The organism is Burkholderia sp. BDU5 (assembly GCF_001522845.1).
Lineage (GTDB): Bacteria > Pseudomonadota > Gammaproteobacteria > Burkholderiales > Burkholderiaceae > Burkholderia > Burkholderia mayonis.
Map to the genome: position 1 here is coordinate 1 of NZ_LOWC01000171.1, position 26,182 is coordinate 26,182.

A 26,182-nucleotide genomic window follows, 5' to 3' on the forward strand; every position below is an offset into this window, starting at 1 on the left:
ACGCCGGCTTGCCGCCCCCGCCAACATGCGGACATTTCATTTGCTACAAAACCGGACATTTCTATTTGTCCGCGACACCCGCGGGGAAGGCAGTGCGGGGAGCGGCGAGGCTGCGGTGGCGGTCTTCTGGCGGCGTTTCGCGATGGCTGTGCCGACGCGGGAATGCGGGTGGGTTGGCGACGTCGCGGCGGAAATCGTCGATATTTCGCACGAGTTCACGTGATCTGTGGGGGGCGCCCGGACGCGCGCGTTCGCTTTCGGCCGACGTTCGACGTTCGACGTTCGACGTTCGACGTTCGACGTTCGACGTTCGACGTTCGACGTTCGACGTTCGACGTTCGACGTTCGACCATGAACGGCGGCGCGCTCGCTTAGTTCCCGCTGCCGCGCACGAGCCGCACGCGCGTGATTTCCGACGGCGCGCCAAGCCGCTTCGGCGGTCCCCAATAGCCGGTGCCGCGGCTCGTATAAACCCACAGCCCGTCGAGCCGCGCGAGCCCCGCGGTAAACGGCTGCTGCAGCCGCACGAAGAAATTCCACGGAAAGAACTGGCCGCCGTGCGTGTGGCCGGACAATTGCAGCGTGAAGCCTGCGTCGGCAGCGGCCGTCGCGCTGCGCGGCTGGTGCGCGAGCAGCACGCGGATGCGCACGTCGACGGGCGCGCCCGCGAGCGCCACGCTCGGGTCGCTCCGATGCGCGGGATCGAAATGGCCCGCCGAGTAGTCGGTGACGCCCGCGATCACGAGGCGGCCGTCGCCGTGTTCGAGCGTGCGGTGCTCGTTGAGCAGCACGTCGAGGCCGAGGCGGCGGAACTCGGCGATCCATTCGTCGGCGCCCGAGTAGTACTCGTGGTTGCCCGTCACGACGTACGCGCCGTGCTGCGCGCGCAGCCGGCCGAGCGGCGCCGCGTGGCCCGCGAGTTGCGCGACCGTGCCGTCGACGACGTCGCCCGTCACCGCGACGAGATCCGGCTCGAGCCGGTTGACCGCATCGACGATCGCCTCGACATAGCCGCGCTTGATCGTCGGGCCGACGTGGATGTCGCTGATCTGGACGATCGTGAAGCCGTGGAGCGCGGCGGGCAGATCGTCGATCGGCACGTCGACGTCGACGACGCGCGCGCGGCGTCTCGCATTGACGAAGCCGACGACGCTGACCGCAAGCGCCGCGAGCGGCACGCCGGCAGCCGTCAGCGTGCGCCAGTGCGCGAGCGACACCGCGCCGGGCGCGAGCGCGTCGACGGTGACGAGCGACGCGAGCAGTACGTCGCGCGCGAGCGTCAGCACGAGCAGCGACGAGAAGAAGCCCATCGCCATGAGCCCGACCCATGCGACGCGATCGCCGAGCGGCTGCCGCTCGAACACGCGCGACAGCATGCCGAGCGGGATCAGGAGGCACGACGCCACGAGCCACAGCGCGCCCGCTACGCGGGCGGCGGGCGATGCGAGGTCCGGAACAAGACGAAAGCCGACGTATACGTGCAGTAGCACGCCGATGATCGTGAGGCGCAGCAGAAACGATGAGATGCGTCGCATGGGGCGGGAGCGGGAGAGGCGGCGGCGCGCGAACGCGCCGCCCGTTGCGCGATTACTCGATGCGTGCGATTTCGTCGAACGAGAAGCGCGGGCTGCGCGGGAATAGGCCGGCGGGGTCGCCGTAGCCGAGGTTCACGAGGAAGTTCGACTTGATCGACGTGCCGGCGAAGAACGCGGCGTCGACGGCCGCCTGATCGAACCCGGACATCGGGCCCGCGTCCAGGCCGAGCGCGCGCGCGGCGACGATCAGGTACGCGCCTTGCAGCGACGAATTGCGGAACGCGGTCGCCTCGATCAGCGCTTCGTTGCCGGCGAACCAACTGCGCGCGTCCGCGTGCGGGAAGAGTTTCGGCAGATGATCGTAGAACGCGAGATCCATCCCGACGATCACGGTGACGGGCGCGGCCATCGTTTTCGCGAGATTGCCTTCGGACAGCGCGGGCTTGAGCTTTGCCTTCGCTTCGGGCGACTTCACGAACACGAAGCGCGCGGGGCTCGAGTTGGCCGACGTCGGGCCGAACTTGACGAGATCGATCAGCTGATGGAGCAGCGCGTCGTCGACGGGCTTCGGCTGCCAGGCGTTGTGCGTGCGCGCGGTGCGGAAGATTTGATCGAGAGCGGCGTCGGAAAGTGTCATGTCGAGATCCGGATGAGCGCGCAAACGGCGTGGCGTTCGAGCGGCTAGAATTTGAACAGGGCGGCGCGGCGCCGCAGGGTGCGGTCCGCGCCATTCCGCGATGATAGCCGGATGCGGAGAATTTCACCGACCATGTTCGATTTGTTCGACGACTTGCCGAAACCCGATGTCGACTGGTATCCCGACTGGCTCGCGCCCGCCGACGCAGGCCGGTTCCATGCGCGTCTCGTCGACGAGGTCGCTTGGCGGCAGGACACGATGCGCACGCCGCGCGGCTCGCTGCCGCTGCCGCGCCTGACCGCGTGGCAAGGCGTGCCGGATGCGGTCTACGTGTATTCGGGCATCCGCAACGAGCCGACGCCGTGGACGCCCGCGGTGTTCGAGCTGAAGCGGATGGTCGAGGCGACGAGCCGCGCGCGGTTCAACAGCGTGCTGCTGAACCGCTATCGCAACGGCTTCGACAGCATGGGCTGGCACGCGGACGACGAGCCGGAGCTCGGCGCGGAGCCGGTGATCGCGTCGCTGAGCCTTGGTGCGACACGCGTCTTCGATCTGCGGCACAACGAGAAGGGCGTCGCGCATGCGTATCGTCTGACGAACGGCAGCCTGCTCGTGATGCGCGGGCGCACGCAGCAGGAATGGCGGCACCGTGTGCCGAAGGAGCCCGCCGTGCAGGGCGAGCGGATCAACCTGACGTTTCGCTGGGTGATCGCGCCGGCCGCCGCCGGGCGCCGCGCCCGGACGTGCGCAGGCGGTTGACGGCCGGGGACGCCGGCGCGTCAAAACCGTGCAGCCTTCGCGTTATGATTCGGTTTCTTTCCGTCCTCTGCAGCCGACATGGCCAAAACCACTACGACAGCCTCGGCGAAGCATGCCGCCGACGCCGAATCGGACAATCCGCGCGATCCCGCGGTCGCCGCGCCTGAAGCGGCCGACGATGAAGCCGCGGGCGGCGCGTCGTCCTATCTCGTTCCGGGGCTCGAGCGCGGGCTGCGTATCCTGTCCGAATTCTCCGCGCGCGAGCCGGTGCTGAGCGCGCCGGAGCTGTCGAAGCGGATCGGCATTCCGCGCACGACGACGTTTCGCCTGCTGCAGACGCTCGAAGCGCTCGGTTTCATCGAGCGCGCGAACGGCGACCGACACTTCCGGCTCGGCGTCGGCGTGTTGCGTCTCGGCTTCGAATATCTGAACTCGCTCGAGTTGACCGATCTCGGCGCGCCGGTGCTCGAACGCTTGCGCGATACGACCGGTCTGTCGACGCATCTGTTGATCCGCGACCGGCGCGACGTCGTGTTCGTCGCGAAGGCGCAGAGCAATGCTCCGATGTTCGGCTCGGTGAAGGTGCACGTCGGCACGCGGCTGCCCGCGCACGCGACTGTCCATGGCCACGTGCTGATGGGCGACCTGACGCGCGATGCGATGCGCCAGCTCTATCCGGAAAAGCGGCTCGAGGCGTTCACCGAGCATACGCCCGCGACCGTCGACGAACTGTACGAGCGTGTGCGTCACTATGCGCGTCTCGGCTACGCGGTCAGCGAGGGCGCGTTCGAGAGCGGGATCTCGGCGGTGACGGCGCCCGTGCGCGATCATTCGGGCTCGATCGTCGCAGCGATCACCGCGACGGTGCCGCGCTCGGAGATCGGCTCCGCCGACGAAAAGGAGCGGCTCGTCGAGACGGTGTGCGGCGCGGCCGTCGATCTGTCGCAGCGCCTCAACTATCGGCCGCTCGACAGCGATCCGACCGTCGCGCATGCGCGGCACAAGGTTGCGTTGTTTTAATCGCATGCCCGGCTGCGGGCGGCGTGGAGTGTGCGCCGCGATGATCGGCAGCCGTACCTGCGGGGCGAATCGATTGATGCGCGTTGCGCCAGCCGACCGCAAGAAGACGAAGCCCTCGCGCGAAGCGGGGGCTTTTTGCATCTGCGCGCGGCGCAGCGTTGCCGCGATGCGAAGCCGCGCTGCGCGCATACCATGAAGCACGTACGCACGTACGTACGTACGCGCAGCACCGCACTCAGAACGAGTGGTGAATCCCTGTCAGCAGGATCACCTGATTCGCCGTGCTCGACGCGCCCGCCGTGAAGAACGCCGCCTTCGCGTTGCCGCTCGCGTGCTCGTACAGCACGTTCGCATAGAGCTGCGTGCGCTTCGACAGCGAGTACGTATCGCCGAGTTCGAACTGCGTCCAGCGGCGGCCGGCGAGCGTCGACGTCGCCGCGCCGCCCGCGATCACGTTGAACGGCGACGTCTGGTAGTTCGCGCCCGCGTCGTAGCTCTGGAACGTGTCCGAGTGGCCGCTCGCCTGCAGCTTCACGCGCGTGTAGAGGCCATGGACGAGCAGCGGGCCGAACTGATACGACAGCCCCGCGCCCATGTTCTCCGCCTTCTGCGCGACGTAGCTCGCGACGGGCATCCCCTGGAACGTGCCGCCCGGCCCCGCGATGCCGCCGACGGTCGCCATCGAGAACGCCTGATCGTGCTCGTTCGAATAGACGGCCGCCGCCTTGAACGGGCCGTTCGCATAATTGACGCCGAAGCTCATCGTCCGGCCGGTCGAGAAGTTCGTCGTGTTGCCGAAGCCGAGCATCGCGCCCGCGGTGAAGCCCGCGTAGGTGGGCGAGCGGTACTTGACCGAGTTGTTGAACGGCACCGTGCTCGTGTCCGCGAGCTGGTCGAGGTTGCCCGGATGGAACGCGTACCAGCTCTGCGCGAGGAACGCGGTCGACAGCGGATCGAGCCAGTCGAAGTTGAACGGCGTCTGATGGCCGAGCGTCAGCGTGCCGAACTTGTCCGAATTCAGGCCGACGAACGCCTGGCGGTTCCACATCGTCCCCGCTGCCGCCATCTGTCCGTTGTTCGTATAGAAGCCGTTTTCGAGCTGGAAGATCGCCTTCAGGCCGCCGCCCAGATCCTCGACGCCTTTCAGGCCCCATCGATCGGGTTGCGTGTTGCCCTGAATCATCGACCACTTCGCGCCGCCGCCGACGTTGTTCACGTAGGCGACGCCGGCGTCGAGGCTGCCGTACAGCGTGACGCTGCTCTGCGCCCACGCGCCGGCGACGGCGCCCGCCCCGAGTAATGCTGCTACCGCATGCTTGACCATCTGATCTCCTGACCTTTGCTCCAAATGACGCGGGCGGTGGTGCGCGCGAATGAGAGTCGGCCACACGCGTTCCCACGGCTGAATGTCTGGCCTTCTTTCGTTCCATATATGGAACTGCGTGCCGTTAGTGGAATGGAGTATAGAGGGGGAAATCAGCCGGAAAAAAATAAATTTTCGAATCGGGGCGACGCGCGCGATTCGTCCGGCGACATGTCTATAACGTCATGAAAAATCAAGGGAAAACCAGAAATTACAATGTTGTCCCCGCGCGGCTCGGGTTGCCTGGCATCGCGCGGAATCCGAGTCTCGGTGTTTTCCCTAGGCGCTGCAGCTTTTTATTTTGATCTTCAAGGCACGCTCCTATAATCACCATCCATAAACTAACGTTCCTAATATGGAACAAACGAACGGGTCGATTTGAAGGAAGGGTGTGAGATGTCTGAACAATGGGTTTGCGCCGGACACGCCGGCGCGTTGTCCGAGGATTCGCCGATCGAGTTCAAGCGCACCGACGGCGTCGAGATCGGGATCTATCGCGTCGGCGACGAGGTGTACGCGCTCGAGAACGTCTGCCCGCACGCCTATGCGCTTCTCACGCAAGGCTTCGTCGACGACGGCACGGTCGAGTGCCCGCTGCACGAGGCGGTATTCGACATCAAGACCGGCCAGTGCCTGAAGGGGCCGGGCGGCCGCGCGCTGAAGATGTACGCGGTGCGGCTCGCCGGCGAGGACATCCAGATCAAGGTGGAATGACATGAACGAGACGACCGTGAACTTCAACCCGCTTCTGAAGCCGTGGCGCGCGCCGCAGCCGAACCACGTCGCGGGCAAGGGGCAGATCGAGATCCCCGGGCAGATGCCGAATCTCGTGTGGCAGACGCGCAAGGCCGGGCCGACGCAGTACGAGAACGATCTCGGCGACGCGCTCGAGCGTGTGTTCGAAAGCGGCGCGACCGAGCTGGCCGACGTCGTCGAAGGTTTGAACCGCATCGGCTTTCGCGCGCCCGACGGCGTCGAGTGGAGCGCCGAGCGCTTCTGCGCGGAACTCGCCGCGCTCGCCGAATGACGCGGCCGACCTCAAACGCTTCCGGAGCAAACAGATGACGTCTTCCGCCCAAACGAATCCCGGCGCCGATCCGATCCGCGACTATCTCGACCGCGGCATCCGCAACTACTGGTATCCCGTTGCGCCGAGCTGGCAGGTGTCGAGTGCGCCCGTCGGCATGACTCGGCTGTCCGAACAGATCGTGCTGTGGCGCGATCAGCAAGGCCAGGTGCATGCGCTCGAGGACCGCTGCCCGCACCGCGGCGCGCGGCTGTCGCTCGGCTGGAATCTCGGCGATCGCGTCGCTTGCTGGTATCACGGCGTCGAGGTGAACGGCGGCGGCACGGTGACGAAGGTGCCGGCCGTGTCGAACTGTCCGCTCGAAGGGCAGACGTGCGTGAAATCGTATCCGGTCGAGGAGCGCGCGGGCGCGATCTTCCTGTGGTTCGGCGACGACGCGCATCGCGAGCCCGATCCGCTCGTGCTGCCGGACGAGCTCGTCGCGCCCGAGTATGCGCAGTTCGTGTGCGTGTCGAACTGGACCTGCAACTATCAATATGCGATCGACAACGTGATGGACCCGATGCACGGCGCGTATCTGCACGCGACGTCGCATTCGATGGCGGAAGGCGACAAGCAGGCCGACATGCGCGTACGCAAGACCGAGACGGGCCTGATGTTCGAGAAGGTCGACCAGCGCGACGTGAACTTCGACTGGGTCGAGCTCGGCGAGACGGGCTGCATCTGGCTGCGCCTCGCGATTCCGTATCAGCGCAAATTCGGCCCGGGCGGCAGCTTCGGGATCGTCGGCTTCGCGACGCCGATCGACAACGATCACTGCCAGGTCTATTTCTGGCGCACCCGCAAGGTCGAAGGCTGGCAGCGCGACGTGTGGCGCTTCATGTACCGGAACCGCCTCGAAGGCCTGCATTGGGCGGTGCTCGAGCAGGACCGCTACGTGCTCGAGAGCATGGCGCCGAACGCGCGCGATCACGAATACCTGTATCAGCACGACGTCGGCATCACGCGCGCACGCCGGATGCTGCGGCAGCGCGCGCAGGCGCACCTCGACGCGCTCGACGCGCATCGCGCGGCGCAAGCCGAAGCGGCAGAGCGCGCATGAACGCGCCCGTGCAAGCGGTCGCGCTCGCCGGCCGTCGCGTGCTCGTCACGGGCGGCGCGCGCGGGCTCGGCGCGGCGTTCGTCGAGGCGCTCGCCGCGGCGGGTGCAAAGGTCGCGTTCGGCGACGTGCTCGAAGCGGAAGGCCGCGCGCTCGAACAGCGCCTGCGCGATGCGGGCCGCGACGCGCATTTCGTCGCGCTCGATCTCGCGAATCCGGCGAGCGTCGCCGCGTTCGTCGACGAAGGCGCGCACGCGCTCGGCGGCATCGACGGCCTGATCAACAACGCAGCGATCACGAATTCCGGCGGCAGGCTCGCGACCGAGCTGTCGATCGACACGTGGGATGCGGTGATGGGCGTCAACGTGCGCGGCGTGTGGCTCGCGTGCAGCGCGGCGCTGCCGCATCTCGCGCGCTCGGGCCGCGGCGCGATCGTGAATCTCGCGTCGGACACGGCGCTGTGGGGCGCGCCGAAGCTGCTCGCGTACGTCGCGAGCAAGGGGGCGGTGATCGCGATGACGCACGCGCTTGCGCGCGAGTTCGGCGAGCACGGCGTGACGGTCAACGCGATCGCGCCGGGCCTGACCGAAGTCGAGGCGACGGCCTATGTGCCCGCGGAGCGCCATGCGTATTACCAGCAGGGCCGCGCGCTGCCGCGCGCGCAGATGCCGGCCGACGTGACGGGGCCGGTGCTGTTTCTTTTGTCCGGCGCCGCGCGTTTCGTGACGGGCCAGTTGCTGCCCGTGAACGGCGGCTTCGTGATGCATTGATCGATTGTTGGAACTCTTGAAGGAGATGACGATGGCGGACGCCGATATCGCGCGTAAATCGTGGGACCAGCCGGCAGGCGAGAGCTTCGCCGAGTGGATGGACGGGCGCGTCGCGCGCTTCACGACGCGTCGCTACGACTGGGACGCGCTGAAGTTCCAGGCCGATTTCGATCCGAAATACCGCCGCGCGCAGATGCGCTACGTGGGCACGGGCGGCACGGGCGTCGCGAAGGACGTGAACACGGTGCCGGCGGGCGGCTTCACGTTTTCGACGATGGTGATTCCGGCCGGCAACATCGGCCCGAGCCACATCCACGTCGACGTCGAGGAAATCTTCTTTGTGCTGCGCGGCAAGATGAAGGTGATCTGCGAGCGCGGCGGCGAGACCTGGGAAGCGGTGCTCGGCGAGCGTGACCTGATCTCGGTGCCGCCCGGCGTCTATCGGACCGAAATCAACATCGGCGAGGAGGATGCGCTGATGTGCGTGATGCTCGGCTCGCCGAAGCCGATCACGCCGACGTATCCGCCGGATTCACCGCTCGCGAAGATCAAGCGCTGAGGCACGGACGACAACGATGAGCGCGATTTCCTCGACGATGAACGACGCAGGCGCCACGCCGTTCGCCGGACTGCTCGAACGTTTTTCCGAGCGGCGCGCTGCGGCGGGCGCCGCAGGCACGATCGGCTACCGGGAGGCCGGCGGCGTGCGCGGCGAGCGCTGTCCCGTCGTGCTGTTGCACGGGATCGGATCGGGCGCGGCGTCGTGGGTGCGGCAGCTCGATGCGCTCGGCGCGACGCGCCGTGCGCTCGCGTGGGACGCGCCCGGCTACGGCGCGTCGTCGCGCGTCGCCGCCGAGTCGCCTGTCGCGGCCGATTACGCGGCGTCGCTCGGCGCATGGCTCGACGCGCTGCGGATCGAACGCTGCGTGCTCGTCGGCCATTCGCTCGGCGCGATCGTCGCCGGCGCGTTCGCGCGCGCCGCAAGCGAGCGTCTGTCAGGATTGCTGTTGATTTCGCCCGCGGGCGGCTATGGCAGTGCGCCCGCCGACGTGCGGGCCGAGCGGCGCGACAGCCGTCTCGCGCTGCTCGCGTCGCTCGGCCCGCAAGGGCTCGCCGAGCAGCGCAGCGCGAACATGCTGTCCGCGCATGCGAGCGACGCGGCGCGGGCGTGGGTGCGCTGGAACATGGCGCGGATCGTGCCCGCCGGCTATGCGCAGGCGACGCACCTGCTCGCGAACGCCGATCTCGCGGCCGACCTCGCGCATTACCGCGGCCGCGTGGCGGTCGCGGTCGGCGCGGACGACGCGATCACGCCGCCCGCCGCATGCGAGCGGATCGCGCAGGCGGCGCGCGTCGGGTTGCAGGTAATTCCGCGCGCGGGCCATGCGGGCTACGTCGAAGCGCCCGATGCGTATGGCGCGCTGATCGATGCGTTTTGCCGTCAATGCGACGGACAGCGAGGTGCGGCATGAGCGCACCGCTGCTGAAAGACGCCGACGACGCGAAAAACGATTCGAACTATGTCGTACCGGGGCTCGAGCGCGGTCTGCGGATTCTTGCCGAGTTCTCGCCGCGCGAACCGGTGCTCGGCGCGCCGGAGCTGTCGAAGCGGCTCGGCATTCCGCGCACGACGGTGTTCCGTCTGCTGCAGACGCTCGAATCGCTCGGCTTTCTCGAGCGCGCGGACAAGGACCGCAATTATCGATTGGGCGTCGCGGTGCTGCGCCTCGGCTTTGAATACCTGAGCTCGCTCGAGCTGACCGATCTCGGCTTGCCGGTGATCGAAGGGCTGCGCGACGCGACGGGCTTCACGACGCACATCGTGATCCGCGACGGCCGCGACGTCGTGTTCGTCGCGAAGGCGCAAAACGCGGGGCACGCGTTCGGCTCGGTGCGGGTGAACGTCGGCACGCGCTTGCCCGCGCATGCGACGACGCACGGCCACGTGCTGATGGGCGACCTGTCGCTCGCTCAGTTGCGCGCGCTGTATCCGGAGCCTGCGCTCGAGCGCGTGACGAAGGCGACGCCCGAGACCGTCGACGTGCTGTTCGGCGTGATCCGCGAAGACGCGCGGCGTGGCTACGGGATCGGCAACTCGGCTTTCGAGCGCGACATCTCGGTCGTCACGGCGCCCGTGCGCAACGACGCGAGCAAGATCGTCGCGGTCGTCACGGTGACGGTGCCGCGGCCGGAGATCGACGCGTCGCTCGTCGCCGACGGGCTGATCGACAAGGTGCTGCGCGCGGCGGCGGAGCTGTCGCGGCGGCTGAACTACCGGTCCGACGACGAAAACACCTATTTGAAGGCATTGGGATTGCGATGATCCAGATCGATTTGAGCGGACAGGTCGCCGTGGTGACGGGCGGCTCGTCCGGCATCGGCTACGCGAGCGCAGAGCTTTTCCTGCGCGCGGGCGCGTCGGTTGCGATATGCGGCCGCGACGCAGAGCGGCTCGCGAACGCGCAGGCGCGGCTCGCACAGCCGTTCCCGCGCGAGCGCGTGCTCGCCACGCGCTGCGACGTGCTCGACGAGGCCGATGTGAACGCGTTCGCGCAGGCGGTCGCCGAGCGCTTCGGCGGCGCCGACATGCTCGTCAACAACGCGGGCCAGGGCCGTGTGTCGACGTTCGCCGACACGACTGACAACGCGTGGCGCGACGAGCTCGAACTGAAGTACTTCAGCATCATCCGCCCGACGCGCGCGTTCCTGCCGCTCTTGCGCGCGTCGGCCGCGCCGACGATCACCTGCGTGAACTCGCTGCTCGCCTTGCAGCCGGAGCCGCACATGGTCGCGACGTCGTCGGCGCGCGCGGGCGTGCTGAGCCTCGTCAAGTCGCTCGCGTCCGAGCTCGCCCCCGAACGCATCCGCGTCAACTCGATCCTGATCGGCATCGTCGAATCGGGGCAGTGGCGGAAGCGCTACGAAACACAGGCCCTTCCGGGCGAATCGTGGGAAGCGTGGACAGCCGCGCTCGCCGCGAAAAAGAACATTCCGCTTGCGCGCTTCGGCCGGCCCGACGAGGCTGCCTGGGCGCTCTTCCATCTCGCAACGAATCTGTCGTCGTACACGACGGGCAGCCATATCGACGTATCAGGAGGCTTTGCACGCCATGTCTAACAAAACCACCACCACGGTCGGCGAGCTGATTGCCGCCTTCCTCGAACGATGCGGCGTGAAGACCGCCTTCGGCGTGATCTCGATTCACAACATGCCGATCCTCGACGCGATCCATACGCGCGGCAAGATCCGCTACGTCGGCGCGCGCGGCGAAGCGGGCGCCGTCAACATGGCGGACGGCCTCGCGCGCGTGTCGGGCGGGCTCGGCGTCGCGTTCACGAGCACGGGCACCGCGGCGGGCAACGCGGCGGGCGCGATGGTCGAGGCGCTGACGGCCGGCACTGCGCTCCTGCACATCACGGGGCAGATCGAGACGCCTTACCTCGACCAAGATCTCGCGTACATCCACGAAGCGCCGGATCAGCTGTCGATGCTGAACGCGATCTCGAAGGCCGCGTATCGCGTGCGCACGGTCGAAACCGTGCTGCCGACGATCCGCGAGGCGGTGCGCGTCGCGATGACCGCGCCGAGCGGCCCGGTATCGGTCGAGATTCCGATCGACATCCAGGCGGCCGAAATCGAATGGCCGGACGACCTCGCGCCGCCGCATGTCGCGGTGCGCGCGCACGACGCCGCGCGCGTCGCGCAGCTCGCCGAGCGTCTCGCGAGCGCGCGTCGGCCGCTCCTGTGGCTCGGCGGCGGCGCACGGCACGCGCGAGCGGAGGTCGAGCGGCTCGTCGCACTCGGCTTCGGCGTCGTCACGAGCGTGCAGGGGCGCGGCGTGCTGCCCGAAGATCATCCGGCGACGCTCGGCGCATTCAACGTCCACGCGGCCGTCGAGCGCTTCTACAAGACGTGCGACGCGATCGTCGTCGTCGGTTCGCGGCTGCGCGGCAACGAGACGCTGAAGTACAAGCTCGCGCTGCCGCGGCCGCTCTTCCGCGTCGATGCCGACGCGCTCGCCGACAACCGCGGCTATCGCAACGACCTGTTCGTGCACGGCGACGCGAAGCGCGTGCTCGCCGAGCTCGCCGACCGGCTCGAAGGCAAGCTCGCCGTCGATCCGCGCTTCGCCGGCGATCTCGCGGCCGCGCGCGAGGCGGCGGTCGCCGACGTCGGCAAGGGGCTCGGCCCGTACAAACGTCTCGTCGACATGCTGCAGCAGGCGGTCGGCCGCGACTACAACTGGGTGCGCGACGTGACGATCTCGAACAGCACGTGGGGCAACCGCCTGTTGCAGATCTTCGAGCCGCGCGCGGGCGTGCATGCGCTGGGCGGCGGGATCGGCCAGGGGATGCAGATGGCGATCGGCGCGGCGCTCGCCGGCTCGGCGGCGAAGACTGTGTGCCTCGTCGGCGACGGCGGCCTGATGGTGAACGTCGGCGAACTCGCGACCGCCGTGCAGGAAAACGCGAACGTGATGATCGTGCTGATGAACGATCAGTGCTATGGCGTGATCCGCAACATCCAGGATGCGCAGTACGGCGGCCGCCGCTGCTACGTCGAGCTGCATCAGCCGGACTTCGCGCAGTTTTGCGCGAGCCTGAACCTCTCGCATCACCGGATCACGTCGCTCGACGACGCGGAGCGCATCGTCCGCGAAGGGCTCGCGCACGACGGCCCGGTGCTGGTCGAGGTCGACATGCTGTCGGTCGGCTCGTTCGCGACCGCGTTCGCCGGCCCGCCCGTCAAGAAGGACACGCCTGCGGAGCGCCAATATGCGTAATGCCCACGCTCCCGTCGACGTCGCGATGATCGGCTTCGGCGCGATCGGCGCGGCCGTCTATCGCGCGGTCGAGCACGACGCCGCGCTGCGCGTCGCGCACGTGATCGTGCCCGAGCATCAATGCGACGCGGTGCGCGGCGCGCTCGGCGATCGCATCGATGTGGTGTCGTCGGTCGACGCGCTCGCGTACCGCCCGCAGTTCGCGCTCGAATGCGCGGGGCACGGCGCGCTCGTCGACCACGTCGTGCCGCTGCTGAAGGCGGGCACCGATTGCGCGGTCGCGTCGATCGGCGCGTTGTCCGATCTCGCGCTCCTCGACGCGCTCTCCGACGCGGCCGACGAAGGCGGCGCGACGCTGACGCTCTTGCCGGGCGCGATCGGTGGGATCGACGCGCTCGCGGCCGCGAAGCAGGGCGGCCTCGACGACGTGCTGTACGTCGGCCGCAAGCCGCCGCTCGGCTGGCTCGGCACGCCGGCGGAAGCGCTCTGCGACCTGCGCGCGTTGACCGCCGAGCAGACGATCTTCGAAGGCAGCGCGCGCGACGCGGCGCGGCTCTATCCGAAGAATGCGAACGTGGCGGCGACGGTCGCGCTCGCGGGCGTCGGGCTCGACGCGACGAAGGTGCGCCTGATCGCCGATCCGGCGGTGACGCGCAACGTGCACCGGATCACGGCGCGCGGCGCGTTTGGCGAGATGTTGCTCGAGATGAGCGGCAAGCCGCTGCCCGACAACCCGAAGACGTCCGCGCTGACGGCGTTCAGCGCGATCCGCGCGCTGCGCAATCGCGCGTCGCACTGCGTGATCTGAACGATCTGAACGATCTGAACGATCTGAACGATCTGAACGATCTGAACGATCTGAACGATCTGAACCGGCTGGGACACCCATCATCATGACTGCATTCGATTCTTCCCTCGTGCCGTCGGGCGAGATCCTGATCGGCGGCGAGTGGCGCCGCGGCCGCGGCGCGACGACGCCGAACTTCTATCCGGCCGACGGTTCGCTCAACACCGAGATCCACATGGCCGACGCGGCCGACGCGCGCGAAGCGGTCGAAGTCGCCGACGCCGCGTGGCGCCGCGCGAACTGGGCCGGCCTGAAGCCGCATCAGCGCGCGGCCTTGCTGTATCGGATCGCCGATCTGATTCAGGCGAATCACGAGGCGCTTGCGCAATTGCAGCGGCGCGACAACGGCAAGCCGATCAACGAGACGCGCGCGCTCGTCGTGAGCGCGGCGAGCACGTTTCGCTACTTCGCCGCGTGCGCGGAGACGCTCGACGAGGCGCTGACGCCGTCGCGCGGCGACTATCTGTCGATGAGCGTGCACGAGCCGCTCGGCGTCGTCGCGGCGATCACGCCGTGGAATTCGCCGATCGCATCCGATGCGCAGAAGCTCGGCCCCGCGCTCGCTGCCGGCAATGCGGTCGTGCTGAAGCCCGCCGAGGTGACGCCGCTCGCGTCGCTCGCGCTCGCGCGCCTCTGCGAGCAGGCGGGCGTGCCGCCCGGCGTGATTTCGGTGCTGCCGGGCAAGGGCTCGGTGATCGGCGACGCGCTCGTGCGCCATCCGCTCGTGAAGAAGGTGTCGTTTACGGGCGGCACCGAAGTCGGACGCGGGATCGCGCGGCTCGCCGCGGAGAAGCTGATGCCGCTGTCGCTCGAACTGGGCGGCAAGTCGCCGACGATCGTGTTCGACGACGCCGATCTCGATCACGCGGTCAACGGCGTGCTGTTCGGGATCTTCAGCTCGTCGGGCGAATCGTGCATCGCCGGCTCGCGCCTCTTCGTGCAGCGGGCGATCTACGACGCGTTCGTCGCGCGTCTCGTCGACGCGGCGCGCAAGCTGCGCGTCGGCGATCCGGCGAGCGAGCGCACGCAGATGGGCCCGCTCGTCACCGCGCAGCATCGCGACACGATTGAGCGTTACGTGGCGCTCGGCCGCGACGAAGGCGGCCGTGTGCTGTGCGGCGGCGACCGGCCGGCGGGCGAAGGCCGCGACGCGGGCTTCTTCTATCTGCCGACGATCCTCGACGGCCTGTCGAACCACGCGCGCATCTGCCAGGAAGAGATCTTCGGGCCGGTGCTCGTCGCGCTGCCGTTCGACGACGAGGCGTCGCTCGTCGCGGAAGCGAACGACAGCGTGTTCGGCCTCGCCGCTGGCATCTGGACGCGCGACTACAAGCGCGCGTGGCGCGTCGCGCGCGCGCTCGACGCGGGCACCGTGTGGATCAACACATACAAGCAGTTCTCGATCTCGACGCCGTTTTCCGGCTGGAAGGAAAGCGGGATGGGCCGCGAGAAGGGCAGCCTCGGGATTCGCGAGTACATGCAGCAGAAGAGCCTCTACTGGGGCTTGAACGAATCGCCGCTGCCGTGGGCGAACTGACGGAAAGGATCATCGAATGAGCATTCTCGGCATCGAACAGATTACCTACGGCGTGACCGATCTCGCGACATGCCGCCGCTTCTTCGCGGACTGGGGCCTCACAGAGGTCGCGCGCGACGCGACGCACGTGCGCTTCGAGACGATGAACGGCTGCACGGTGCGCGCCGTCGACGCGAGCGATCCGTCGCTGCCGCCCGCGTTCGAGGAAGGCCCGACGCTGCGCGAGGTGACGTGGGGCGTCGGCACGCAGGCGGAGCTCGACGCGCTGCGCGGCAAGCTCGCCGGCCAGCCGGGCCACTATGAGACCGACGGCGCGGTCGGCTGCATCGATCCGAACGGCATGGCGATCCGCATCGAAGTGACGCGCAAGCGCGCCGTCGACGTGAAGGGTTCACTGCCGAACGTGTGGGGCGAGACGCTGCGTGTCGATCAGCCGGCCGCGATCTACGAGCGCGCGGAGCCGATCGAAGTCGGGCACGTCGTGTTCTTCACGAACCGGCTCGCCGAGCAGGAAGCGTTCTACCACGAGCTGCTCGGCTTCGAGACGTCGGACCGCTATCCGGGCCGCGGCGCGTTCATGCGCTGCGCGCCGCACGGCGGCCATCACGATCTGTTCCTGCTCGCGCTGCCTACGGCCAAGCGCGGCCTGAACCATGTCGCGTTCACGGTGCGCGACATCCACGAAGTGTTCGGCGGCGGGATGCACATCAGCCGCTGCGGCTGGGAGACGCAACTCGGGCCGGGACGCCACCCGGTGTCGTCCGCGTACTTCTGGTACTTCCGCAATCCGGCGGGCGGCCTCATCGAATACTACGCGGACGAGGACATGCTGACGCCCGCGTGGCAGCCGCGCGAGTTCGAACCGGGCCCGACCGTGTTCGCCGAGTGGGCGATCGACGGCGGTCTCGACGGCAACACGCGCCGGCAGAAGCACGCGCAGGCGCCGGAAGGCAAGTTCATGACGGAGCGCAAAGATGACTGAGCAAGCGAATGCCGCAGCGGAGGCCGCGCCGCGCGCCGTCGTCGTGATCGGCGGCGGGCAGGCGGCAGGCTGGGTGGTGAAGACGCTGCGCGGCGAAGGCTTCGCCGGGCGCATCGTGATGATCGCGGACGAAGTGCATCTGCCGTACGAGCGGCCGCCGCTGTCGAAGGCCGTGCTCGCGGGCGATGCGGACATCTCGACCGTACGCGTCGTGCAGCCCGACGAATTCGGAACGCTCGCGGTGGAAACGTGGCAGCCGGAACGTGCGGCGTCGATCGATCGCGCGCGGCGCGTCGTGCGCACCGCGTCGGGCCGCGAGGTCGAATACGAGCGGCTCGTGATCGCGACGGGCGGCTCGCCGCGCCGCTTGCCGGATTCGATCGTCAAGATGCCTAATCTTCATTACCTGCGCACGCTCGACGAAGCCGTCGCGCTCGGCGAGAAGCTGCGCGCGAGCCGTCGCGTGCTCGTGATCGGCGGCGGCTGGATCGGACTCGAAGTCGCGGCGACCGCGCGCAAACTCGGCGTCGACGCGGTCGTCGTCGAGGGCGCGCCGAGGCTGTGTGCGCGCTCGGTGCCGGGCGCGGTGTCCGGTTTCCTGCTCGATTTGCATCGCGCGAACGGCGTCGACGTGCGCCTGAATGCGTCGCTCGCGTCGCTCGATGCGCACCCGGACGACGCGAGCCGCGTGCGCGCGACGCTCGCCGACGGCACGACCGTCGATGCGGATATCGCGGTCGCGGGCATCGGCCTCGCGCTCAACACGTCGCTTGCCGCGGACGCCGGGCTGCGCGTCGACGACGGTATCGTCGTCGACGAATACGGGGCGACGAGCGATCCGGCGATCTTCGCGTGCGGCGACGTCGCGAACCATCCGAACGCATGGCTGAAGCGCCGGGTGCGGCTCGAATCGTGGGCGAACGCGCAAAACCAGGCGATCGCGGCGGCGAAGGCGGTGCTCGGCGTGCGCGCGCCGTACGCGGAGATTCCGTGGTTCTGGTCCGATCAATACGACGTGAACCTGCAGATCCTCGGCGATCTGCCCGCCGACGCGCAGCTCGTGATTCGCGGCGACGTCGCGGCGAGGCGCGCAACGCTGTTCTTGCTGACGGACGGCGCGCTGCGCGGCGTGATCGCGATCAATTCGGCGCGCGACCTGAAGCTCGCGCGCAAATGGATGAGCCAGGGGCGCGCGATCGACATCGCCGCGCTGGCGGACACGACAAAGGCGCTCGCCTGATCGACGAGAGCGACAACGACGACATGGAGGAGAACACACGCATGAGCACACTGGAAAGCGCCGTCGCGGGCGGGCCCGCGGCCAAAGCGGCGGCGAGCGCCGCGACCCCTGGCGCGATCATCGCGCGCCTCGAGCGGCTGCCCGCGAACGCGATGCAGATCCGCGCGCGCGTGCTGATCGGCACCGCGACGTTCTTCGACGGCTTCGACGTGATCACGATCGCGGCGACGCTGCCGCTCCTGATCCACAAGTGGGGGCTTTCGCCGAATCAGATCGGAATGCTGATCGCGTCGGGCGCGATCGGTCAACTGCTCGGCGCGTTCCTGTTTCCGGCGCTCGCGGAAAAGTACGGCCGCGTGCGCGCGATCGCGTGGAGTTCGGCCGTGATCGGCGTGACGAGCATCGCATGCGGATTCGCTTCGACGTTCGAAGCATTCGTGCTGCTGCGGATCGTGCAAGGGCTCGGCCTTGGCGGCGAGCTGCCGGTCGCCGCGACCTACATCAATGAGATCACGCGCGCGCACGGCCGTGGCCGCTTTGTGCTGCTGTACGAGATCGTGTTCCCGATCGGCCTGCTCGCGTCGATGGCGCTCGGCGCGTGGCTCGTGCCGCGCTTCGGCTGGGAGGTGATGTATTTCATCGGCGGGATGCCGCTCGTGCTCGCGCTCGTGTTGACGCGGCTCGTACCGGAGTCGCCGCGCTGGCTTGCCGCGCGCGGTCGGCTCGACGACGCGGGGCAGGCGCTGCATGTGTTCGAATCCTCGGTGAAGGGGCCGCTGCCTCCCGTGACGCACGCAGGCGAGTTCGACACGCTCGTGCGTCGTCATCCGAAGCGCCGGATGTTCGATCTGTTCGGGCCCGCCTATCTGAAGCGCACGCTCGCGGTCGCGACGCTGTGGGCGACCTGCGGATTCATCCAGTACGGGCTGTCGACCTGGCTGCCGACGATCTACAAGAACTTCTATCACGCGCCGCTGCAACTCGCGCTGAACCTCGCCGTGATCGGCTCGGTGATGGGCGTGGTCGGCTCGCTCGTATCGGCGCTCACCGTCGACGTGGTCGGCCGCAAGCCGGTGATCGTCGGGTCGTTCGTGCTGTGCGCGCTGTCGCTCGTGTTCGCGGGGATCTATCACGCGTCGTCGGTATACGTCGTCGCCGCGTTCTGCTCGCTCGCGCTCGGCCTGATGGCGTCGGGATTCATCACGTCCTATGTGTACACGCCCGAGCAGTATCCGACGAGCATCCGCGCCGCCGGCTGCGGGCTCGGCAGCGCGTGGCTGAAGATCGCGTCTTTCGTCGCGCCGATGGTGGTGCCGCGCGCGATCGTCGGCGGCGATCTGAGTCCGGCGTTCTACCTGCTCGCGGCGGTGCCGCTCGTCGCCGCGCTGACCGTGCATTTCGTCGGCATCGAGACGAAAGGGCAGGTGCTCGAGAAACTCGAGGCGTAGCACGGCACTTTCGCGGCACTCGGCAAAGCGGAGAGAACGGCCCGGGATTTTCCCGGGCCGTTTTTTTATTGTGCGCATCTGCCGCAAAAAGCGGTGGAGAAGATGCATCGAATGAGACGCCCGGCGCGCTCCGCGATTCCGTGAGTTTCCGGCTGTCGGTGCACCGGCATTCGATAAATAGTATTCCTCGGTTTTATTAATTGCTCGTTTAATATTTTCATTGATTAATCGGAATTTTCTGATGTGGAATTTTTGAGTAATGTGGGCTGGATTACATTTTTAACATTATTCCGCCAGTGTTCGATGGATTACTGTTTTTGAGTATTCTGGAAATGACGAGGTGGAAAGTTATTAATATCCCTGCCTGCGAGGCGTGATCGGGGTTCGCGATTGATGTCCCGGAAATCATATAAATGATTTTTACATTTTAATCGCAATGCGTGATTTCGTTTTCGATGGCGACAGTCCGGCGGGCTGGGCGATCGGATGCCGACCCTGCTGACGACCCGTGCGAATTGAATTCACAGGGGATATTGAGTGAACAAAATCTACAACGTTGTCTGGAGTCGGGTGCGAGGCCAATTGATCGCGGTATCCGAATTTGCCGGGTCGAATGGAAGCACGGGTTCGACGGCGCGAGCCGTCACGGCGGCCGCTCGCGTCGACGCAGACGCGGCGGCTTCGTGTCGATCGCGCATTTCGTGGGCGAAGCTCGGCCTGATGTCGCTGTCGGTGGCTGCGGCGATGGGCGCGATGGCGACCGACGCCGCCGCGCAGGTCAGCTATGCGGCGGGCTATAACGCGTACGCCGGCTCCGGCGGCAATACCGGCCCGTGGGCGTTCTACAACCCGGCTTTCAGTCCGGGCTCGCTGCTGTACGGCACGGCGGTCGGCAACTACGCGTACGCGAACGGCGAGGGCGGCTCGGCCTACGGCGATCACGCCACGGCGACCGGCCGCCTGGGCACCGCGCTCGGCGTCTACTCGCAAGCGGCGGGCGACGGCGGAACCGCGATCGGCGCCAGCGCGAGAGCGCTGCCGGACTTCAGCCTGGCGATCGGCACGAACGCGCAGGCGCTGAAGGACACGGGGCAGTCGATACCCGGTCGCGAAGACATCGGCACGATCGCGATCGGCGCCGGCGCGTTCGCGCAGGGCGACAACAGCGACCCGCTGCACGTGTCCGCGCCGAACGCGTTCGGCGGCTACTCGTCGGCGACCGCGAGCGGCGCAGTGGCGCTGGGCGAGGGCGCTGCGTCGTCCGCCTATTACGCCAACGCGCTCGGCGCGTATTCGAAGGCGTCGGCGGCGGGCGCGGTCGCGGTGGGCGGCGGCGCCGAGGCGACGGCTCAAGGATCGGTCGCGATCGGCGGCGCGACGAGCGTCAACAATGCGACCGCGTTGTCCGGCTACGCGAGCGCAAGCGGCGTCAACGCGATCGCGATTGGCTCAGGCGCTCAGGCGACCGGCAGCCAGTCGATCAGCATCGGCACGGGCAACGTCGTGTCGGGTGCGAACGCGGGTGCGTTCGGCGATCCGTCGACGGTCACGGGCACGGGCTCGTATTCGTTCGGCAACAACAATACGATCAACGCGAACAATGCATTCGTGCTGGGCAACAACGTGATGATCGGCTCGGGGCTCGACGGCTCCGTGGCGCTCGGCAACGGCACGACGGTGGCGGCGGCCAATCCGACCAGCAGCGCGACGATCACCACGACGTCCGGCGGCCAGTTGACGCTGTCCGGCTTCGCCGGCGCGAATCCGACGAGCGTCGTGAGCGTCGGCGCGCCGGGCGCCGAGCGTCAGATCACGAACGTGGCGGCGGGGCGCATCACGCCGACCTCGACGGATGCCGTCAACGGCAGCCAGCTGTATGCGGTCGCGAGCACCGTCGACAACGCGGTGAACGGCGGCGGGATCAAGTACTTCCACGCGAATTCGACCGCGCCCGATTCCACGGCGGTGGGCGCCGATAGCGTCGCGGTCGGGCCGGCTGCCGTCGCCTACGGTCAAGACTCGATCGCCGAGGGCGCGAACGCATCGGCGGGCGTGAGCGGCAATCCTGCGGTCGCGGGCGACGTCGCGCTCGGCAGCGGCGCGCAGGCGACGGGCGGACGATCGCTCGCGCTCGGCGCGAACGCGTCCGTCAACACGGCGGGCGGGGTGGCGCTCGGCGCCGGCTCGCTCGCGAATCGCGCGGCCGGCACCTATACGGACCCGATCACGGGCAGCAGCTTCACGACGGCGTTCGGCGCGGTATCGGTCGGCCTCGAAGGATCGCTGCGTCAAATCACCAACGTCGCGGCGGGCACGCAAGCGACGGACGCGGTGAACGTCGGCCAGTTGCAAGGTGCGATCGCGCAACTGAATCAGTCGATCCAGAACATCACGAACGGGTCGAACTCGGGCAGCAGCGGAAACAATGGCAATAACGCCGGGCAAACCGTGTCGGGCCAGTGGATCACGGGCAATCCGTCGACCTATACGGCGCCCGTCGCGAGCGGCATCGGTTCGACCGCCGCGGGCAGCGGCAGTGTCGCGTCCGGCACGAACAGCGTCGCGGTCGGCGACGGCGCGTCGGCTGCCGGCAACAACTCGGTCGCACTCGGCGCCCATTCGGTCGCGACCGCACCGAACACGGTGTCGGTCGGCTCGGTCGGCAATGAGCGGACGATCTCCAATGTCGCGCCGGGTGTCAACGGCACCGATGCGGTGAACGTGAGCCAGTTGAACAGCGGCATCGGCAATGCGGTCGGTCAGGCGAATCAGTACACGGATCAGAAGGTCGACCACTTGCGGCGCGAGATGAACGGCGGCGTGGCTGCGGCGATGGCCGTGGCCGGATTGCCGCAGCCGACCGCGCCGGGCAAGAGCATGGTGGCGATCGCGGGCTCCACGTGGCAGGGTCAGCAAGGCTTCGCGCTCGGCGTATCGACGATCTCCGAGAACGGCAAGTGGCTTTACAAGGGGTCGCTGACGACCAGCACGCGCGGCGGTACCGGCGCGGTGCTCGGGGCGGGCTATCAGTGGTGAGATGAGTCGCGCACGACGGCCGGTCTCGTGCCAGCCGTCCAGACGATAAGGAATCCAATATGAAAATGAACAGGATATCGAAATATGTGGCGGCGGCCGGAGTGTGCGGGGCGCTGCTGGCGGGATGCGGAATGGCGCCGACCACTGCGCCGGACGGGTCGGTCGGGTTCCCGGCGCGCGACAGCGCATGGTTGAAGGAGGGCGCGTTCGTGAATGTCGAGAATCTGCGGCAGATCGGGCCCGGTCTCGACAAGAACCAGGTCTATGCGCTGATCGGCGAGCCGCATTTCAGCGAGGGGATCTTCGGCGTGCACGTGTGGAACTATGTGTTCAATTTCCGCACGGGCCACGGGCAGGACGTCGTGACCTGCCAGTATCAGATCCAGTACGACAACCACTACCGCGTGAAGTCGACGTATTGGAAGGAGCCGGAATGCAAGGCGCTGGTCGATGGGCCGAAGGAGCCGCCGGTGGCGCAGGCGGCGAGCGACGAATCGAAGCAATTCACGCTCGATTACCACCTGCTGTTCCCGTTCGACAAATCTGCGCTGCGCGATCTGCTGCCGAGCGGGCGCGCGGAACTGGACCGGATCGCGGCCACGCTGCAGCAGCAATACCAGCACATCCGCTCGGTCCGGGTCACCGGCTATACCGATCGGCTCGGCACGGATGAATACAACCGCCAACTGTCGCTCGCCCGGGCTGAAACGATCCGCTCGTACCTGACGACGCGCGGCTTGCCGGCCGATCTGATCGTCGCGCAAGGGCTCGGCAAGGCCGACCCGGTGAGCGCCGGGTGTCCCGCGGGCCGTTCATCCGAAGCGATCGCCTGTCTCGCGCCGGATCGGCGCGTCAGGATCGACATCGCAGGAGAGCGGCGCTAGGCTCGCAACGGTGCGCCATTCCGGCGTGCGTCGGTGCCCTGGCGGCGCCGAAAGCCCGCCGCGTGCGGCCGGTCGGCGTCACGACCGGTTCGTGTGCGAATTGGCGCACCGACTAGCGCACGGCGGTGACGGGTACGCTCGCGATGCTCACGAGGCGGTCGAGGATGCTGCGGTGGAAAAAATGGGTGAGCGCGTGGAGCGGATCGCGGCGCGGCGCGACGACGACGATCTCGTCGCAGCCGTTCTCCGCCGCGCAGGCGGCGATCGTGTCGGCGATCGGGCCGACTTTCATCGCAACCGAATATTTGACGTGGGCGTCCTTGAGGATGGCGATGGCTTGGGCGAGTTCGCCTTCCGAGAAATCATGCTCGATCTGGCGGAGCTTCGCGAGCGAGTGGAAGGCTTCGAGGCGGGTGGATTCGAGAGGGGGCTGCACGTTGACCAATACGACTTCGGACGCACATCGCTCGTGATACAGAAAGGCGGCGTGCCGCACGGCCTGCAGCGAACGCTGCGAGTGACCGACGGGGACCAGGAGTTTGAGCATGAGAAAACCTGTTCGGTAACGCGGTGACAGTAGGCTAGTCCTGTCGCCGTCGGCATGGCCTAAAGAAATTTGGGGGCGGCGTAAAAATGTCGTAAACGTGTCCGGCGCGTCCTCGCGCTATAAAAAATATAAGAAATATAGATTTATGCGCATAAAGGGACGAGGCTCGGCCGGCGACGGATTCGCGCCGTCGGCCGTGTTCGTGCTTCGAGGCGAGCCGAGGCTTCCGCATCCCCGTGTCGATCGCAGCAACGCGAGACGAGACTTCTCGCTCCATTCGTCTATCGTAGCGCCGGCGCGAGGATTCGGCGCATCGTTAATTGGATCGTCATCTGAATCGTCTTGGGGATCGCTGCGATGCAGCAATCCGAACCCGGAGCCGGGCGGCCGCGCAGAGGAATCCGGGGCGTTTATATAATTGTCCGCGTCCAGAGAAGGCGGGGCTGTCGCAACGTCGTCGCACGCATCGCCGCCGGTATATTCACCGATCCGCACGGAGACCCGTATGTCCGCAGGCATTTCCCCGTCCTCCCGCCCGCCCGCCGCGCTGCTCGAGCCGCTCGTCGACATGCCCGCGCATGCGCTCGCCGTGGCGATCCGGTGCAAGGACGTGTCGTGCGTCGAGACGATGCGTGCGTATCTCGCTCACATCGAGCGTGTGAACGGCGACGTCAATGCGATCGTCGCGTTGCGCGAACCCGACGCGTTGCTCGCCGAAGCCGCGCTGAAAGACGCGGCGCTCGCGCGTGGCGAATATACGGGCTGGCTGCACGGCGTCCCGCAGGCCCCGAAGGATCTCGCGATGACGAAGGACATCGTGACGACGCTCGGCTCGCCGATCTTCCGCACGATGAGGCCGTCGGCCGACGCGCTCGTCGTCGAGCGGATGCGCGCGGCGGGGGCGGTGTTCGTCGGCAAGACGAACACGCCGGAGTTCGGGTTGGGCTCGCATACGTTCAACGAAGTCTATGGTGCGACGCGCAATCCGTACGACCTGTCGAAAAGCGCGGGCGGCAGCAGCGGCGGTGCGGCGGCCGCGCTCGCCGCGCGGATGTTGCCCGTCGCCGACGGTAGCGACTTCGGCGGCTCGCTGCGCAATCCGGCCGCGTTCTGCAACGTGTACGGCTTTCGGCCGTCGCAAGGGCGCGTGCCGCGTTGGCCGAGCGTCGACGTGTTCGTCCAGCAGCTCGGCACCGAAGGGCCGATGGGGCGCACGGTCGTCGACGTCGCGCTGCTGCTCGCGATCCAGGCAGGCTACGATCGGCGCGATCCGCTGTCGCTCGCCGAAGATCCGCAGCGTTTCGCGCAATCGCTCGATGCGGACCTGCGTGGCAAGCGGATCGCGTGGGTCGGCGACTGGAACGGCTATCTCGCGACGGAGCCGGGCGTGCTGGCGCTGTGCGAGGCGAGCTTTGACGCGCTGCGCGCGATCGGCTGCGATGTCGATGCGGCGCTGCCGTCCTTTTCACCGGAGCGGATCTGGCAGACGTGGCTTGTGCACCGGCATCTGCTGTCGGGCGGGAATCTGCTGATGCACTACCGTGAGCCGTCGCGGCGCGCATTGCTGAAGCCGGAAGCGATCTACGAAGTGGAGGGCTTGTTCGAGCTCGGCGCGTCCGACGTCTACGACGCGAGCGCCGCACGCAGCGCATGGCACCAGGCGCTGACGACATTCTTCGAGCGCTACGACTACGTCGCCGCGCCGACCGCGCAGGTCTTTCCGTTCGACGTCGGCCTTCGCTGGCCGCAAGCGATCGCAGGGCGCACGATGGACACCTATCACCGGTGGATGGAGACAGTCGTGCCGTGGACGCTTGCCGGCTGTCCGGCGATCAGTGTGCCGGTCGGATTCAACGAGGCGGGACTGCCGATGGGCATGCAACTGATCGGCCGGCCGCGCGACGATTTCGCGGTGCTGCAACTCGCGCGTGCGTACGAAAAGGAGCGGGATTGGGTGAATGCGCGCCGGCCCGCGTTACCCGGCGCTCGAATCGAGTAGACGCGGCGGCGGCGCATGACCAACGCGGTCGATCAGGCGTGCGCGGGCCGCTCCGATCGACCGCCGAGATGCTCGAGGCAGCCGGCGGGCCGAATTCGCCCGGGTTCGCACTGGAATGATGTCGTCAATTTTTTTGGCATGCTGAACTATTGAGGCCGGATCGATCGATTCGATTGAGCCGACTCACTTCGGCATCCTCAATTCACTCGCCGGCAGCCGGCTCGTGGATTTCAATTCGCGCATCGAAATCGTGCTGAGCAGTTCCTTGACGCCCGGCAGCGACCGGAGCCGATTCAATACGAAGCTCGAGAACGTATCGAAATTCTTCGCGACGATTTGCACGAGATAGTCGTGCTGCCCGGTCGTGTTGTGGCACGCGACCACTTCCGGCATCGCCATCACGCCTGCTTCGAACGCGCGGCAGGTTTTCTCGGTGTGGCTGTCGAGCGAAATGTTGACGAACGCGACGATCTCGTAGCCGAGCGCGCGCCGATCGAGGATCGCCTGATAGCCTGAGATGAAACCGTCGGCTTCGAGCCGGCGCAGGCGCTTCCAGCACGGCGCCGCGGACAGCGCCACACGATCGGCCAGCTCCGCGTTGCTGAGGCGTCCGTTCTCCTGCAGGATCTTCAGGATCTTCAGATCTGTTTCGTCCAGCTTCATGCCGAT

25 protein-coding genes are annotated in these 26,182 nt (G+C 67.5%); 20 read left to right on the forward strand and 5 right to left on the reverse strand.

Annotated elements, in window-relative coordinates:
* Positions 1 to 223: hypothetical protein (locus tag WS69_RS34360; RefSeq protein WP_197419324.1), on the forward strand; the 223-nt coding region annotated here is incomplete at its 5' end.
* A 148-nt stretch (positions 224 to 371) separates the two neighbouring features.
* Here WS69_RS34360 and WS69_RS28160 read toward each other — a convergent pair.
* A complete protein-coding gene (locus WS69_RS28160; protein WP_059473924.1) occupies positions 372 to 1,535 on the reverse strand; it encodes a metallophosphoesterase in 1,164 nt (387 codons plus the stop codon).
* Positions 1,536 to 1,587: 52 nt separating this feature from the next.
* Complete coding sequence (locus WS69_RS28165) at positions 1,588 to 2,172, reverse strand: malonic semialdehyde reductase (protein WP_059474045.1); 585 nt, start codon at positions 2,170 to 2,172, stop codon at positions 1,588 to 1,590.
* A gap of 132 nt (positions 2,173 to 2,304) precedes the next feature.
* Here WS69_RS28165 and WS69_RS28170 point away from each other — a divergent pair, with 132 nt between their 5' ends.
* Together WS69_RS28170 and WS69_RS28175 are read left to right on the forward strand one after the other, a co-directional pair.
* The gene (locus WS69_RS28170) at positions 2,305 to 2,931 is read left to right on the forward strand and encodes an alpha-ketoglutarate-dependent dioxygenase AlkB family protein (protein WP_059473925.1); all 627 of its coding nucleotides are present in this window, start codon (positions 2,305 to 2,307) and stop codon (positions 2,929 to 2,931) included.
* Positions 2,932 to 3,009: 78 nt separating this feature from the next.
* Positions 3,010 to 3,951 (forward strand): IclR family transcriptional regulator, encoded by a 942-nt coding sequence (locus tag WS69_RS28175; RefSeq protein ID WP_059473926.1) that lies wholly within the window; start codon positions 3,010 to 3,012, stop codon positions 3,949 to 3,951.
* A 235-nt stretch (positions 3,952 to 4,186) separates the two neighbouring features.
* Here WS69_RS28175 and WS69_RS28180 read toward each other — a convergent pair whose 3' ends face one another.
* Positions 4,187 to 5,275 carry a porin gene (locus WS69_RS28180; protein WP_059473927.1) on the reverse strand — a complete coding sequence of 363 codons (1,089 nt, stop codon included), beginning with the start codon at positions 5,273 to 5,275 and terminating at the stop codon, positions 4,187 to 4,189.
* 435 nt (positions 5,276 to 5,710) lie between these two features.
* On the opposite strand from WS69_RS28180, the gene WS69_RS28185 reads away from it, so the two are divergent.
* The 16 genes from WS69_RS28185 to WS69_RS28260 all read left to right on the forward strand — a co-directional run bounded on the left by WS69_RS28185 (position 5,711) and on the right by WS69_RS28260 (position 22,967).
* On the forward strand, positions 5,711 to 6,028 hold the full coding sequence (locus WS69_RS28185; protein WP_059473928.1) for a non-heme iron oxygenase ferredoxin subunit: 318 nt from the start codon (positions 5,711 to 5,713) through the stop codon (positions 6,026 to 6,028).
* Between the two features lies 1 nt (position 6,029).
* On the forward strand, positions 6,030 to 6,341 hold the full coding sequence (locus WS69_RS28190; RefSeq protein WP_059473929.1) for a recombinase-like helix-turn-helix domain-containing protein: 312 nt from the start codon (positions 6,030 to 6,032) through the stop codon (positions 6,339 to 6,341).
* Positions 6,342 to 6,375: 34 nt separating this feature from the next.
* Positions 6,376 to 7,443 (forward strand): aromatic ring-hydroxylating dioxygenase subunit alpha, encoded by a 1,068-nt coding sequence (locus WS69_RS28195; protein WP_059473930.1) that lies wholly within the window; start codon positions 6,376 to 6,378, stop codon positions 7,441 to 7,443.
* Positions 7,440 to 8,210, forward strand: coding sequence for an SDR family oxidoreductase (locus WS69_RS28200; RefSeq protein WP_059473931.1), 771 nt, complete (start codon positions 7,440 to 7,442; stop codon positions 8,208 to 8,210). The genes WS69_RS28195 and WS69_RS28200 overlap by 4 nt, the downstream gene beginning before the upstream one ends.
* A 31-nt stretch (positions 8,211 to 8,241) precedes the next feature.
* Positions 8,242 to 8,769, forward strand: coding sequence for a cupin domain-containing protein (locus tag WS69_RS28205; protein ID WP_059474046.1), 528 nt, complete (start codon positions 8,242 to 8,244; stop codon positions 8,767 to 8,769).
* A gap of 16 nt (positions 8,770 to 8,785) precedes the next feature.
* Entirely contained in the window at positions 8,786 to 9,682 is an 897-nt protein-coding gene (locus WS69_RS28210) for an alpha/beta fold hydrolase (protein WP_059473932.1), read from the forward strand.
* Complete coding sequence (locus WS69_RS28215; RefSeq protein ID WP_059473933.1) at positions 9,679 to 10,533, forward strand: IclR family transcriptional regulator; 855 nt, start codon at positions 9,679 to 9,681, stop codon at positions 10,531 to 10,533. Before WS69_RS28210 ends, WS69_RS28215 begins: the two co-directional genes overlap by 4 nt.
* Positions 10,530 to 11,327, forward strand: coding sequence for an SDR family oxidoreductase (locus WS69_RS28220; protein WP_059473934.1), 798 nt, complete (start codon positions 10,530 to 10,532; stop codon positions 11,325 to 11,327). Before WS69_RS28215 ends, WS69_RS28220 begins: the two co-directional genes overlap by 4 nt.
* Positions 11,320 to 12,993 (forward strand): thiamine pyrophosphate-binding protein, encoded by a 1,674-nt coding sequence (locus tag WS69_RS28225; RefSeq protein ID WP_059473935.1) that lies wholly within the window; start codon positions 11,320 to 11,322, stop codon positions 12,991 to 12,993. The genes WS69_RS28220 and WS69_RS28225 overlap by 8 nt, the downstream gene beginning before the upstream one ends.
* Positions 12,986 to 13,801, forward strand: coding sequence for an aspartate dehydrogenase (locus WS69_RS28230; RefSeq protein ID WP_059473936.1), 816 nt, complete (start codon positions 12,986 to 12,988; stop codon positions 13,799 to 13,801). Before WS69_RS28225 ends, WS69_RS28230 begins: the two co-directional genes overlap by 8 nt.
* 85 nt (positions 13,802 to 13,886) lie before the next feature.
* On the forward strand, positions 13,887 to 15,377 hold the full coding sequence (locus WS69_RS28235; protein ID WP_059473937.1) for an aldehyde dehydrogenase: 1,491 nt from the start codon (positions 13,887 to 13,889) through the stop codon (positions 15,375 to 15,377).
* A 16-nt stretch (positions 15,378 to 15,393) separates the two neighbouring features.
* Positions 15,394 to 16,359 (forward strand): VOC family protein, encoded by a 966-nt coding sequence (locus WS69_RS28240; RefSeq protein WP_059473938.1) that lies wholly within the window; start codon positions 15,394 to 15,396, stop codon positions 16,357 to 16,359.
* The gene (locus WS69_RS28245) at positions 16,352 to 17,599 is read left to right on the forward strand and encodes an NAD(P)/FAD-dependent oxidoreductase (protein WP_059473939.1); all 1,248 of its coding nucleotides are present in this window, start codon (positions 16,352 to 16,354) and stop codon (positions 17,597 to 17,599) included. The genes WS69_RS28240 and WS69_RS28245 overlap by 8 nt, the downstream gene beginning before the upstream one ends.
* 41 nt (positions 17,600 to 17,640) lie before the next feature.
* Positions 17,641 to 19,047, forward strand: a complete 1,407-nt coding sequence (locus WS69_RS28250; RefSeq protein WP_059474047.1) for an MFS transporter — start codon at positions 17,641 to 17,643, stop codon at positions 19,045 to 19,047.
* A 570-nt stretch (positions 19,048 to 19,617) separates the two neighbouring features.
* The gene (locus tag WS69_RS28255; RefSeq protein WP_197419325.1) at positions 19,618 to 22,083 is read left to right on the forward strand and encodes a YadA family autotransporter adhesin; all 2,466 of its coding nucleotides are present in this window, start codon (positions 19,618 to 19,620) and stop codon (positions 22,081 to 22,083) included.
* A gap of 59 nt (positions 22,084 to 22,142) precedes the next feature.
* Positions 22,143 to 22,967, forward strand: coding sequence for an OmpA family protein (locus tag WS69_RS28260; RefSeq protein ID WP_059473940.1), 825 nt, complete (start codon positions 22,143 to 22,145; stop codon positions 22,965 to 22,967).
* Positions 22,968 to 23,079: 112 nt separating this feature from the next.
* On the opposite strand, the gene WS69_RS28265 is transcribed toward WS69_RS28260, so the two are convergent.
* Positions 23,080 to 23,514 carry a universal stress protein gene (locus WS69_RS28265; RefSeq protein ID WP_059473941.1) on the reverse strand — a complete coding sequence of 145 codons (435 nt, stop codon included), beginning with the start codon at positions 23,512 to 23,514 and terminating at the stop codon, positions 23,080 to 23,082.
* A gap of 568 nt (positions 23,515 to 24,082) precedes the next feature.
* Here WS69_RS28265 and WS69_RS28270 point away from each other — a divergent pair.
* Positions 24,083 to 25,513, forward strand: coding sequence for an amidase (locus WS69_RS28270; protein ID WP_442854929.1), 1,431 nt, complete (start codon positions 24,083 to 24,085; stop codon positions 25,511 to 25,513).
* Positions 25,514 to 25,696: 183 nt separating this feature from the next.
* Here WS69_RS28270 and WS69_RS28275 read toward each other — a convergent pair whose 3' ends face one another.
* Positions 25,697 to 26,176, reverse strand: coding sequence for an Lrp/AsnC family transcriptional regulator (locus tag WS69_RS28275; RefSeq protein ID WP_059474049.1), 480 nt, complete (start codon positions 26,174 to 26,176; stop codon positions 25,697 to 25,699).
* Positions 26,177 to 26,182: the final 6 nt, after the last annotated feature.

Coding starts and splice junctions, on each gene's coding strand:
- WS69_RS28210 (WP_059473932.1), top strand. CDS start 8,786: ATGAGCGCGATTTCCTCGACGATGAACGACGCAGGCGCCACGCCGTTC.
- WS69_RS28175 (WP_059473926.1), top strand. CDS start 3,010: ATGGCCAAAACCACTACGACAGCCTCGGCGAAGCATGCCGCCGACGCC.
- WS69_RS28225 (WP_059473935.1), top strand. CDS start 11,320: ATGTCTAACAAAACCACCACCACGGTCGGCGAGCTGATTGCCGCCTTC.
- WS69_RS28195 (WP_059473930.1), top strand. CDS start 6,376: ATGACGTCTTCCGCCCAAACGAATCCCGGCGCCGATCCGATCCGCGAC.
- WS69_RS28235 (WP_059473937.1), top strand. CDS start 13,887: ATGACTGCATTCGATTCTTCCCTCGTGCCGTCGGGCGAGATCCTGATC.
- WS69_RS28185 (WP_059473928.1), top strand. CDS start 5,711: ATGTCTGAACAATGGGTTTGCGCCGGACACGCCGGCGCGTTGTCCGAG.
- WS69_RS28250 (WP_059474047.1), top strand. CDS start 17,641: ATGAGCACACTGGAAAGCGCCGTCGCGGGCGGGCCCGCGGCCAAAGCG.
- WS69_RS28230 (WP_059473936.1), top strand. CDS start 12,986: ATGCGTAATGCCCACGCTCCCGTCGACGTCGCGATGATCGGCTTCGGC.
- WS69_RS28265 (WP_059473941.1), bottom strand. CDS start 23,514: ATGCTCAAACTCCTGGTCCCCGTCGGTCACTCGCAGCGTTCGCTGCAG.
- WS69_RS28270 (WP_442854929.1), top strand. CDS start 24,083: ATGCCCGCGCATGCGCTCGCCGTGGCGATCCGGTGCAAGGACGTGTCG.
- WS69_RS28190 (WP_059473929.1), top strand. CDS start 6,030: ATGAACGAGACGACCGTGAACTTCAACCCGCTTCTGAAGCCGTGGCGC.
- WS69_RS28160 (WP_059473924.1), bottom strand. CDS start 1,535: ATGCGACGCATCTCATCGTTTCTGCTGCGCCTCACGATCATCGGCGTG.
- WS69_RS28220 (WP_059473934.1), top strand. CDS start 10,530: ATGATCCAGATCGATTTGAGCGGACAGGTCGCCGTGGTGACGGGCGGC.
- WS69_RS28260 (WP_059473940.1), top strand. CDS start 22,143: ATGAAAATGAACAGGATATCGAAATATGTGGCGGCGGCCGGAGTGTGC.
- WS69_RS28165 (WP_059474045.1), bottom strand. CDS start 2,172: ATGACACTTTCCGACGCCGCTCTCGATCAAATCTTCCGCACCGCGCGC.
- WS69_RS28240 (WP_059473938.1), top strand. CDS start 15,394: ATGAGCATTCTCGGCATCGAACAGATTACCTACGGCGTGACCGATCTC.
- WS69_RS28215 (WP_059473933.1), top strand. CDS start 9,679: ATGAGCGCACCGCTGCTGAAAGACGCCGACGACGCGAAAAACGATTCG.
- WS69_RS28180 (WP_059473927.1), bottom strand. CDS start 5,275: ATGGTCAAGCATGCGGTAGCAGCATTACTCGGGGCGGGCGCCGTCGCC.
- WS69_RS28205 (WP_059474046.1), top strand. CDS start 8,242: ATGGCGGACGCCGATATCGCGCGTAAATCGTGGGACCAGCCGGCAGGC.
- WS69_RS28245 (WP_059473939.1), top strand. CDS start 16,352: ATGACTGAGCAAGCGAATGCCGCAGCGGAGGCCGCGCCGCGCGCCGTC.
- WS69_RS28275 (WP_059474049.1), bottom strand. CDS start 26,176: ATGAAGCTGGACGAAACAGATCTGAAGATCCTGAAGATCCTGCAGGAG.
- WS69_RS28170 (WP_059473925.1), top strand. CDS start 2,305: ATGTTCGATTTGTTCGACGACTTGCCGAAACCCGATGTCGACTGGTAT.
- WS69_RS28200 (WP_059473931.1), top strand. CDS start 7,440: ATGAACGCGCCCGTGCAAGCGGTCGCGCTCGCCGGCCGTCGCGTGCTC.